Origin of the sequence: Vulcanococcus limneticus LL (assembly GCF_002252705.1) — a bacterium.
In the GTDB taxonomy this organism is placed as follows: Bacteria; Cyanobacteriota; Cyanobacteriia; order PCC-6307; family Cyanobiaceae; genus Vulcanococcus; species Vulcanococcus limneticus.
In genome coordinates, this window is record NZ_NQLA01000034.1 from 21,736 (window position 1) to 31,788 (window position 10,053).

Annotated in this window: 8 protein-coding genes and 2 pseudogenes; 5 read left to right on the plus strand and 5 right to left on the minus strand. The window is 64.2% G+C overall.

Translation table 11 applies throughout. The features are described 5' to 3' along the window. Positions 1-134: 134 nt before the first annotated feature. The gene (corA, locus tag CJZ98_RS12720; RefSeq protein ID WP_094591518.1) at positions 135-1,184 is read left to right on the plus strand and encodes a magnesium/cobalt transporter CorA; all 1,050 of its coding nucleotides are present in this window, start codon (positions 135-137) and stop codon (positions 1,182-1,184) included. 32 nt (positions 1,185-1,216) lie between these two features. Here corA and CJZ98_RS12725 read toward each other — a convergent pair whose 3' ends face one another. From CJZ98_RS12725 to CJZ98_RS12745, 5 genes are all read right to left on the minus strand, one after another. After that, positions 1,217-1,483: a DUF7219 family protein gene (locus tag CJZ98_RS12725; RefSeq protein ID WP_232756458.1), complete on the minus strand. Its 267-nt coding sequence runs from the start codon at positions 1,481-1,483 to the stop codon at positions 1,217-1,219. Positions 1,484-1,501: 18 nt separating this feature from the next. After that, positions 1,502-2,326, minus strand: a complete 825-nt coding sequence (gene pstB, locus CJZ98_RS12730) for a phosphate ABC transporter ATP-binding protein PstB (RefSeq protein WP_094591512.1) — start codon at positions 2,324-2,326, stop codon at positions 1,502-1,504. Between the two features lie 19 nt (positions 2,327-2,345). After that, a complete protein-coding gene (pstA, locus tag CJZ98_RS12735; protein WP_094591513.1) occupies positions 2,346-3,242 on the minus strand; it encodes a phosphate ABC transporter permease PstA in 897 nt (298 codons plus the stop codon). Positions 3,243-3,291: 49 nt separating this feature from the next. Continuing rightward, positions 3,292-4,248: a phosphate ABC transporter permease subunit PstC gene (pstC, locus tag CJZ98_RS12740; RefSeq protein WP_094591519.1), complete on the minus strand. Its 957-nt coding sequence runs from the start codon at positions 4,246-4,248 to the stop codon at positions 3,292-3,294. A 156-nt stretch (positions 4,249-4,404) separates the two neighbouring features. After that, the gene (locus CJZ98_RS12745; protein WP_094591514.1) at positions 4,405-4,785 is read right to left on the minus strand and encodes a Crp/Fnr family transcriptional regulator; all 381 of its coding nucleotides are present in this window, start codon (positions 4,783-4,785) and stop codon (positions 4,405-4,407) included. Between the two features lie 178 nt (positions 4,786-4,963). On the opposite strand from CJZ98_RS12745, the gene CJZ98_RS12750 reads away from it, so the two are divergent. The 4 genes and pseudogenes from CJZ98_RS12750 to CJZ98_RS12765 all read left to right on the plus strand — a co-directional run. Continuing rightward, complete coding sequence (locus tag CJZ98_RS12750; protein ID WP_094591515.1) at positions 4,964-5,998, plus strand: PstS family phosphate ABC transporter substrate-binding protein; 1,035 nt, start codon at positions 4,964-4,966, stop codon at positions 5,996-5,998. A 121-nt stretch (positions 5,999-6,119) separates the two neighbouring features. Further along, positions 6,120-7,041: pseudogene (locus CJZ98_RS12755) on the plus strand (IS481 family transposase). 177 nt (positions 7,042-7,218) lie between these two features. Next, positions 7,219-9,675 (plus strand): phosphoketolase family protein, encoded by a 2,457-nt coding sequence (locus CJZ98_RS12760; protein WP_094591520.1) that lies wholly within the window; start codon positions 7,219-7,221, stop codon positions 9,673-9,675. Further along, positions 9,672-10,053 (plus strand): annotated as a pseudogene (locus CJZ98_RS12765) (glycogen phosphorylase); the annotation flags it as partial. The gene CJZ98_RS12760 and the pseudogene CJZ98_RS12765, both read left to right, overlap by 4 nt.

Consider the following 10,053-nt stretch of genomic DNA (forward strand, 5'->3'; position numbering starts at 1 on the left):
GATGATGATCCTGAGGCCAGAGCTAGGATGAATCTGTTGGCCGATTCAGGATTTCGGTGATCCCCGATCTGCGGCAGCTGCGGCCCACTCCAGGATCACTTGAATCGCGTCGCCTGGAAGAACGTCCCGGCACCATGCCCACGGCGCTCTACGTAGCCGGTGGGCGGGCGAAGACTGAATTCTGCGTGATTGATCTTGACCCGGCTGGGGTGCAGGTGATACCCCTGGCCCGGGCTTCGGCCCTGCGGGAGCATTGCCAATCGGGCCGCCCCCTATGGCTGCGCATCTCTGGCCTGGCGCAACCCCATGCCATCCGGGATGCTCTCACCATCCTCGGGGTTCCGGAGGTGTTTCATCCCCTGCTCCTCGATGTGCCCCAAGTCACCCGGATGGACTCGTTTGGCGATGTCGTCACCGTTGTGATGCATCGCCTGAGTTTTTCCCGCGATCCTACGGTGCTCGTAAGCGATCAGGTTGGCATGGTGTTGCTGCCGCATGTGTTGATCTCGGTTGAGGAGAGTCCCTCTCCGCAGCCCTTTGCCCCCCTGATCCAGTGGCTGCAGACCAAGACGCCCCCGCCAGGTGCAGAGGATCTGGATGATCTGCTGCATTACATGGTGGACAGCCTGCTGGATCCGCTGTTGCCGATGCTGGAGCAGATGGCCAATCGGCTCGATGATCTGGAGGAGGCCGCCCTGCGCGATCCCAGCCCCAAGCTGCTCAGTCGGGCCTTTCAGTTGCGCAGCAATCTGCGGGAGATCCGTCGCCAGCTCTGGCCGCTACGCAACCAGTTGATGGTGTTTCTGCGCCAGAACCAGCCAATCCTAGGCCCGGAGGGCCTGAAGGGATTCAGGGACATGACCCAGACCGTGGCCCATCTCTTCGATACCTGCGAGATGTTGCGTCACCAGTGCGACTCGGTGACGGAAGCCCACGTGGCCAGCACTGGCAATCGCATGAATCAGATCATGAAGACGCTCACGATCGTCTCGACGATCTTTGCGCCCCTGACCTTCCTGGCTGGCATCTATGGCATGAACTTTGAATTCATGCCCGAGTTGCAGTGGACCTATGGCTACCCAGCCTGTCTGTTGGTGATGGCCCTGATCGCTATGGTTCAGGCCTCCTGGCTATGGCGCCGGGGTTGGTTTGTCGATTGGACCAGTACCCGCCAAAAGCGCTGACTGCGAAGCAGGAATCAAGATCAGCCCGTGATCTATTTCAGGAGCTGTTTGCGACTGCTCTTCAGTTCAGCGAGCAGGTCTCTGATCTGCCTGTAGGCATCGTCCTGGCTGATCTTGCCATTGCCCTGAAGGCCCACAATCAGGCCGACGCGCTCCGCAAATTGCTCCAGGTTCTGATGGAAGGCCAGCCGGTTTGGGCTCCACTGGCTGCCGTGGTATGAGCTGAAGGATTCCATCGGTGAATGGATCCCCTCTGTTGAGCTACCTGGCTCTTCCCCGTGGGTCTGTGGGGTGCTCATGGCTCCTAGTCCCCGCCGTCAGCCGAAGCGTCCAGAGACATAGTCCTGGGTGGCCTGCTGGCTGGGTGCATTGAAGATCTGTTCGGTGGGCGCAAACTCCTCAAGGCAACCCACCTTGCCCTCGACATCGGCCTTCGACTGGACGTTGAAGAAGCCGGTCATGTCGCTGACGCGAACGGCCTGCTGCATGTTGTGGGTGACGATCACGATGGTGTAGCTCTTCTTGAGCTCGTGCATCATCTCCTCGATCTTGAGGGTGCTGATCGGATCGAGGGCCGAGCAGGGTTCATCCATCAGGATCACTTCCGGTTCCACAGCCACGGTGCGGGCGATGCAGAGTCGCTGCTGCTGGCCGCCGCTGAGGGCACAGCCACTCTCCTTGAGCTTGTCCTTGGTTTCATCCCAGATGGCGGCCTTGCGCAGGGACCGCTCCACCAGTTCGTCCATATCGCCCTTGTAGCCATTGATGCGTGCACCGAAGGCGATGTTCTCGTAGATGCTCTTGGGGAATGGGTTGGGCTTCTGGAACACCATGCCGATGCGGCGGCGCACCTCCACCGGATCCACGTTGCGGGCGTAGAGATCCTGGCCATCGAAGAGCACACGCCCCTTGAGGGTGCAGCCCTCGATCAGGTCGTTCATGCGGTTGAGGGCGCGCAGCACGGTGCTCTTGCCGCAACCCGAGGGCCCGATGAAAGCGGTCACCTGGCCCCTGGGAATGTCCATGAAGACATTGCGCACGGCCTCGTTGGAGCCGTAGCTGATGCCCACGTTCTCCAGCGAAAGGCAGATGTCCGACTGGTTGGTGGTGGAGGCGGTGGAGCTGGGGGAGTAGGAGGTCATGGCGAGTGCGGTGCGGGTGTCAGGCGCGGGCAAGATGGCTGAGCCAGCGGGCCAGGATGTTGGCAGCCAGGATCATCAGCACGAGCACAAAGGAAGCGGCCCAGGCCAGGGAGATCTGGGCCTGGTACGGCATGATCGCGAAGTTGTAGATCAACACCGACATCGTGGCGATGGGGTTGAACACCCCCTCCGGCCAGAAGGGTGAGAACAGCGCGGTGAAGATCAGCGGAGCCGTTTCGCCGGCGGCGCGGGCAATGCCGAGCATGATGCCGGTGGCGATGGGCGAGAAGGCCGCCGGCAGGGTGATCTGGGTGATGGTGACCATCTTGGTGGCGCCCACGCCCAGGGCTCCGAGGCGCAGGTCCTGGGGCACCAGCTTGAGGCCCTCGTCGGTGGTCTTGATGACGGTGGGTATCATCAGCACGGCGAGCGCGATGCCGCCGGCCATGGCGCTGTAGCTTTGGCCGAAGAAGATGCGGGTGCTGACGATCAGGCCGTAGACAAAGACACCGCAGATGATCGAGGGCACACCAGCCAGAACGTTCGTGCCGAAACGCACGAAGCTGGCGAAGGACCCATTGCTGGAGTATTCAGCCAGGTAGATGCCACCCCCGACGCCCACCGGGATCGCGATCAGAGCGGCAATGGCGGTGACGAGCAGGGTGCCGACGATGGCGTTGCCAATTCCGCCACCCTCCAGGCCCGGTGCGGGAGGCAGCTGGGTGAGCAGCGAGAAGCTGATCAGGGAGCCGCCCTTGATCAGCACATAGACGAGCACCAGAACCAGGGGGAGCACCGCAGTGGCAGTGGCCAGCCCCGCCAGACCGGTGAAGACGGCGTTCCAGCGGTTGCGGGCGAGCTGGGGGCGGAAGGTGAGGGAGCTGCGCTGGAAGGCGCCTGCACTGGTTCCGTTCATGCCGGATCCAGGTCCTTGAGGGGAGAGAGTGGCGTGCATGGAACCCGGATCAGGTGTACTTGAGGCTGAGGCGCCGCACCACCCACTGGGCGAGCACATTCACCAACAGGGTGAGCACCATCAGCACCAGGGCGGCATACATCAGGGCGGACACCTGGTTGCCATCGGCCTCACCGAACTGGTTGGCGAGCATCGAGGAGATGGTGTTGCCCGGGGCGAGCAGGCTCCAGCTGAAGTTGTTGGAGTTGCCGATGATCATGGTCACGGCCATGGTTTCGCCCATGGCGCGCCCCAGGGCGAGCATCACGCCGCCGGCGATGCCGGAGACGGCCGCCGGCAGGATCACCTGCAGGATCGCGCCCCAGCGGGTGGTGCCGATCCCGTAGGCGGCCTGGCGTAGCTCCGGTGGCACCTGCATCAGGGAATCCCGGGCGATGGCCGTGATGATCGGCAGGATCATCACCACCAGGATCAGGATGGCCGGCGCCATGCCGGGGCCCTGGGGATCGGTGGAGAAGATCGGCAGCCAGCCCAGCGAGGTGTAGAGGAAGCCGAGGAAGGGGCGCAGGAACGGCTCCAGCACGAAGATGGCCCACAGGCCGAGCACCACCGAGGGGATTGCCGCCAGAAGCTCCACCATCAGGGCGAAGGTGTTGCGAAGCTTGGCGGGGATGATGTTTTCAGTAAGGAAGATCGCCGTGCCAACCCCCAGTGGCACCGCGATCAGCAGGGAGAGCGCCGAGGTGACGATGGTGCCGTAGATGGCGGTGAGGGCACCGTATTGATCCCCTACCGGATCCCAGTTTGACGTGGTGAGGAAGGCGAGTCCGTAGGCGGCGATGGCCGGGCGGGAGCCGCTGATCACGGTGAGCAGGATGCCTAGCAGCACCAGGCCCACCAGGGAGGCCAAGGCCACGGACAGCCAGCGGAAGCTGCGATCCGCCAGCTTGTCGCTGGCTGGGCGGCGGCGCAGGGTGAAGAGATCAGGACCTGAATCCAAGCTCATCGGCACGATCAAGAGCGGCTGCGAACAGCCCTACACCTCCAATCTCCCATGGGGATGTTCCCCTGGGTTTAAGGCCTGATTAACGCGTGTTCAACGTCTGGGCAACGCCCGGGGGCCGTTCGGCAAAGCGGGGATCGGCGCCTGATCGGGCCCGGCTCAGCTGCCGCAGGCCTTGGCCTGCTCTAGCCGCTCCTCCAGGCCGGCGATCAGGGCCAGGGCGAACATCGGTGTTTCCTGGAGTGCAAACAGAAACTCCTCGCGCCCCAGCTCCAGCAGCCGGCAGGGCTCCAGCGCCACGGCCGTGACCTGGCGGCGATGCTCGCCCGTTGCCAGGGCGGCGGCTCCGAAGACGTGCCCCGCAGTGATCCTTTCCAGAGCTGGCGAGCTGGCCGAGCGCAATTCAATGGCGCCCTCCAACAGGCCATAGAGCCGTTCGCCCTGATCGCCCTCGCAAAACAGCGTCTCGCCGGCCTGGAGCTCGCGCACACAGCTGGGGTCCGTGAAGGCCTCCACGGTTCGAAGGGCATCGAGGGTCATCGGTGACCAGGCGGCTCATTCGCCAGTCTGTGCGATTGGCTGCTCCAGCTGATTAAGAATGGCTTAAGAGTTATGATGCTGTTGTGCGTGCCATGGATTGTTCTGGCCATAACCCAGTCATAACCCTGTGGGTCCGATTGTGGGCGAGAGTTGAAGTTAGTTGCCCTTTCTTGGCGTGATGCGCGGACGACCCCTGGCCTGTCTTCTGGTGGCGCTTGTGCTGAGCGTCCGCCCCGGCGGCGCCCAGACCGCCGGCTCGAAGCCCGCCAGCACGGTCCGGATCAATGGCTCCAGCACGGTGCTGCCCCTGGCCCGCGAGGCCGTGCGCAGCTTTGAGGCGGGTGGCCAGAACCGCGGCAGACGCTTTGATCTCGGCGCCAGCGGCACCAGTGCCGGCTTCCGCCAGTTCTGTGAGGGCCGGCTGAGCATCGCCAACGCCTCCAGGCCGATCAGCAGTGCCGAGCTCAAGCAGTGCAAGGCCCGTGGCGTGCGTTTCCTGGAGCTTCCAGTCGCCTTTGACGCCATCACCGTGGTGGTGCATCCCAGCAACCACTGGCTCGATCAGATCAGTACGGCCCAGCTCAGCAAACTGTGGAGCCGCCAGGCGGAAGGCACGATCCGACGCTGGAAGCAGGTTGATCCCGCCTGGCCCGATCGGCCCATTCGCCTGTGCGGACCCGGCAAGGATTCGGGGACCTTCGACACCTTCAACAAGGCGATCAATGGACGGGAGGAGGATTCCCGACGCGATTACACCGCCAGCGAGGACGATGACGTTCTCGTGCGCTGCGTGGCCACCAATCCGAATGCCCTCGGCTACTTCGGCTTCGACTACTACCAATCCAACCGCAAGGCTCTGAAGGCCCTGGCGGTGGTGGGGCCCCGGGGACCGGTGCTGCCGTCTGAGGCCACCGTTCAGCAGTCGCTCTACATCCCCCTGTCGCGTGCGCTGTTCATGTATGTGAATGAGCGCGATCTCCAGAAGGCGCCCGTTGTGCGCCAGTTCGTCAACTCTATTCTGCAGCAGGGCACGGTTCTGGCCAGGCGCTCCGGTGTGATTCCCCTCCCCGATTCCACCTATCGGCTGGTGGAGGCCAAGCTCTACCGCAACATCGCCGGAACGGCCTTTGGTGGCACCCTGCCCGTGGGTCTCAGCCTCGGCGATATTCTGCAGCGCAGCTTCGCCGAACACAAACAGCCCCAGTTCCGCTAGGTGTTCTGTCTCAGCAGGTTGTTGAGCTGACAAGGGGGTGTGAGGCCGCTACGGGTTGAGGTGCGACCCAGCAATCCCGACCTCACGCGTCCATAGCTACTCCAATTCCCGCCTGACACAGATGGGCGGTCTCAGGCTCGTGACCCAGCACCTAGACCAGGGCCGCAGCCTTGCTGAACTGGCGGCCGAAAACGCGATCAGCCTCCGTTGCGCCTACCGCTGGCTGGCGCGGTATCGATCAGGTGGTACAGCCTCTCTGGCGGATCGTCGGAGTGTGCGCCGCACCCAACGGCGGACCCTGGATCCGCAGCAACTGCAGCACGCTGTGGAACTGCGCCACCAGCGGCTGCATCTGCGGCACGTCGCCAGGCTTGTGCAGGCCCCCTTCTCCACTGTTGCCAGGCTGCTCAACCGTCTGGGACTCGGCCGCCTGCGCAATCTCGATCCCAAACCACCAGTGCATCGGTACGAGTGGGACAGGCCGGGCGACCTGATCCACATCGACATCAAGACCCTGGCCAGATTCCGGAAGGTGGGCCACCGCATCACCGGAGACCGGCAACGGGCTCGTTCCTACGGCGTGGGCTACGACAAAGTCCATGTCGCCGTTGATGACACCACGCGGCTGGCCTATGGCGAGGTGGTGGCGGACGAGCAGAAGCCGACGGTGATCGGCTTTCTCAGCCGTGCTACTGCCTGGTTCAACGGCCAAGGGATCGCGTGCCGGCGGGTGATGAGCGACAACGGACCCGCTTACGTCTCCAAGGCGTTCGCCAAGGCTTGCCTACCTTGGGGCTGCGGCACATCCGCACAAGGCCCTACACACCCAGAACCAACGGCAAGGCCATGCGGTATTGCTTCCGGCCGACTGCGTCTACATCCAGACCCTTTGCAAGGAATGGGCCTACGCCATGGCCTTCCCGAACTCCGAGGAACGGAACCGCTGGCTGCCCCACTTCATGGGGATCTATAACCGGCTGAGGAAGCACTCAGCCCTGGGCTGGCGTTCACCTCAGCAGCGGCCCGTTGAGCTGCTCGGCTGACGAACCTGGTGAGTCACAACAGCTGGTTGCCTCCATCCTGGCCCTGGGCTCGGTTGGCGGGAGATTGGTGACCAGGGGCTCAGCGCTGACACCGGTCATAAACAGTCCTTAGTCGCGGCTTAGAGCAGGCTGATCAAAGTATGGAGCGTCAGTGATCAGCCTCCAGTGCTCTCTCCCCTGCCGAATCCCGGTTCCGGTCACGCTGCGGCAACCCTCCCATCTGGCGATCTGGGGCAGCGCGAGCTTGAGCTGATCGATTCCTGGTGGCGCGCCGCCAACGTTTTGGCGGTGGGCATGATCTATCTGCAGGACAACCCCCTGCTCACCGAGCCCCTCAGGCCCGAGCACATCAAGAACCGGCTGCTGGGCCACTGGGGCTCCAGTCCGGGCCAGGCCTTCATCTGGGCCCATGCTAACCGGCTGATCCGCCAGCACCACCTGGACATGATCTACCTGTCGGGCCCTGGCCACGGCGCTCCGGGTGTGCTGGCCCCCACCTACCTGGATGGCTCCTACAGCGAAATCTATCCCGACAAGTCCCAGGATGCCGAGGGGCTGAGGCGCTTCGTCAAGCAGTTCTCCTTCCCGGGGCACATCGGCTCCCACTGCACCCCGGAGACCCCCGGCTCGATCCATGAGGGCGGCGAGCTCGGCTACGTGCTCTCCCACGCCTGCGGCGCCGTCTTCGACAACCCCGAGCTGATCGCGATTGCCTGCGTGGGCGACGGCGAGGCCGAAACCGGGCCCCTGGCCACCAGCTGGCACATCAACAAGTTCCTCAACCCCCTCTCCGACGGGGCGGTGCTGCCGGTGCTGCACCTCAACGGCTACAAGATCGCCAACCCCACCCTGCTGGCACGGATCCCGAAGGCCGAACTGGACAGCCTGCTGCGGGGCTACGGCTGGGAGCCCCTGTTCGTGGAGGGATCTGAGCCCATGGCGATGCACGCCGCCATGGCGGCGGCGATGGATGGGGCGATCGGCCGCATCCAGGCGATCCGCAGCGAGGCGCGCCGCAGCGGTGATCCCGCGAACGTGTGCAGGCCGCTGTGGCCAATGATCGTGCTGCGCTCTCCCAAGGGCTGGACTGGCCCAGCGGCTCTGGGTGAGAAGAAGCTGGAGAACTTCTGGCGCAGCCACCAGGTGCCGCTGCCCAACCCCAAGGGCGATGCGGCCCAGCTGCAGCAGCTGGAGGAGTGGATCAAGAGCTACCGCTCCTGGGAGCTGTTTGATCAGCACGGCACCTTGATCCCCGAGCTGCAAGCCCTCTCCCCGGCGGGCAACCGCCGCATGGGCTCCAACCCCCACGCCAACGGCGGTCTGCTGCGCCGCAAGCTGCGCCTGGCACCGATCGAGAGCTACGCCGTGGCCCTGAACGGCCCGGGGCAGGTGGAGCACGAGAACACCGCGCCACTGGGGGAGCTGCTGCGCGATGCCATCGGCCTCAACCCCGATTCGCTGCGGGTGTTCGGCCCCGACGAGACCGCCTCCAACCGCCTGCAGGCGATCTATGAGGTGAGCAAGAAGGTGTGGATGGAGGACTTCCTGCCGGAAGACTTGAACGGCAGCGAGCTCTCCCGCCATGGCCGCGTGGTGGAGATGCTCTCCGAGCACACCCTGGTGGGAATGATGGAGGGCTATCTGCTCACCGGCCGCCACGGCTTCTTCCACACCTACGAGGCCTTCGCCCATGTGATCGCCTCGATGTTCAACCAGCACGCCAAGTGGCTGGAGAGTTGCATTCACCACGCCCCATGGCGCGCGCCGATCGGCCCCTGGAACTGCCTGATCAGCTCCACCGTGTGGCGCCAGGACCACAACGGCTTCACCCACCAGGACCCCGGCTTCATCGACCTGGCGGGCAACAAGAGCGGCGAGGTGGTGCGGGTGTATCTGCCGGCCGATGCCAACTCCCTACTGGCAGTGGCTGAGCAGGCACTGGTAGAGACCAACGTGTGCAACATCATCGTGAGTGACAAGCAGAATCACCTGCAGTACCTCACGCTGGAACAGGCCCAGGCCCACGTGGCCAAGGGGATCGGCCTGTGGAGCTGGGCCAGCAACGACCACATCGGCCACGAGCCCGATGAGCCGGATGTGGTGATGGCCTGCGCTGGTGACATCCCCACCAAGGAGACCCTGGCAGCCGTTGAGATCCTGCGCCGCGAGATCCCCGCCCTCAAGATCCGCGTGCTCAACGTGGTGAAACTGTTTGCCCTCACCACCCCAGGCGAACACCCACACGGGTTGAGCGATCGGGATTTCGACACGCTGTTCACCATTGATCGGCCGGTGATCTTCAACTTCCACGGCTATCCCTGGCTGATCCACCGCCTCACCTACCGCCGCACCAACCACGCCAACTTCCACGTGCGCGGCTACAAGGAAAAGGGCAACATCAACACCCCGCTCGAGCTGGCGATGAACAACCAGATCGACCGCTTCAACCTGGTGATCGACGTGATCGATCGCGTCCCCGGCCTGGGATCCCGCGCCGCCCACGTGAAGGAGCGCATGAAGGAGGCCATCCTGGCCAACCGCGCCTACGCCCACGAGCACGGCATGGATGCACCCGAGACCTCCAACTGGCGTTGGACCCTCACCAGCCAACCCGCCGTGGAGGCCACCCGATGAGCGAGATCGAACCCCGCAAGCTTCCGCTGCCCACCCCGGGCTGCTTTGCCGATCCAGAACGCAGCGGCCTCACGGCCGACGACGTGTTTGACGGCATGACCGAGCATCTCTTCTACACGCTCGGCAAGCTCGCCCCCACCGCTTCGCGCCACGACCTCTACCTGGCCCTGAGCTATGCCGTGCGCGACCGGCTGATGACCCGCTACCTGGCGGGCATCGAGGCCGTGAATGCCACGCCCACCCGCGTGGTCTCCTACCTCTCGGCGGAGTTCCTGATCGGCCCCCAGCTGGGCAACAACCTGCTGATGCTCGGCATCCAGGAGGCGGCCACGGAAGCCCTGCGCCGCTTCGGCATCGAGCACCTGGAGGAGATCCTTG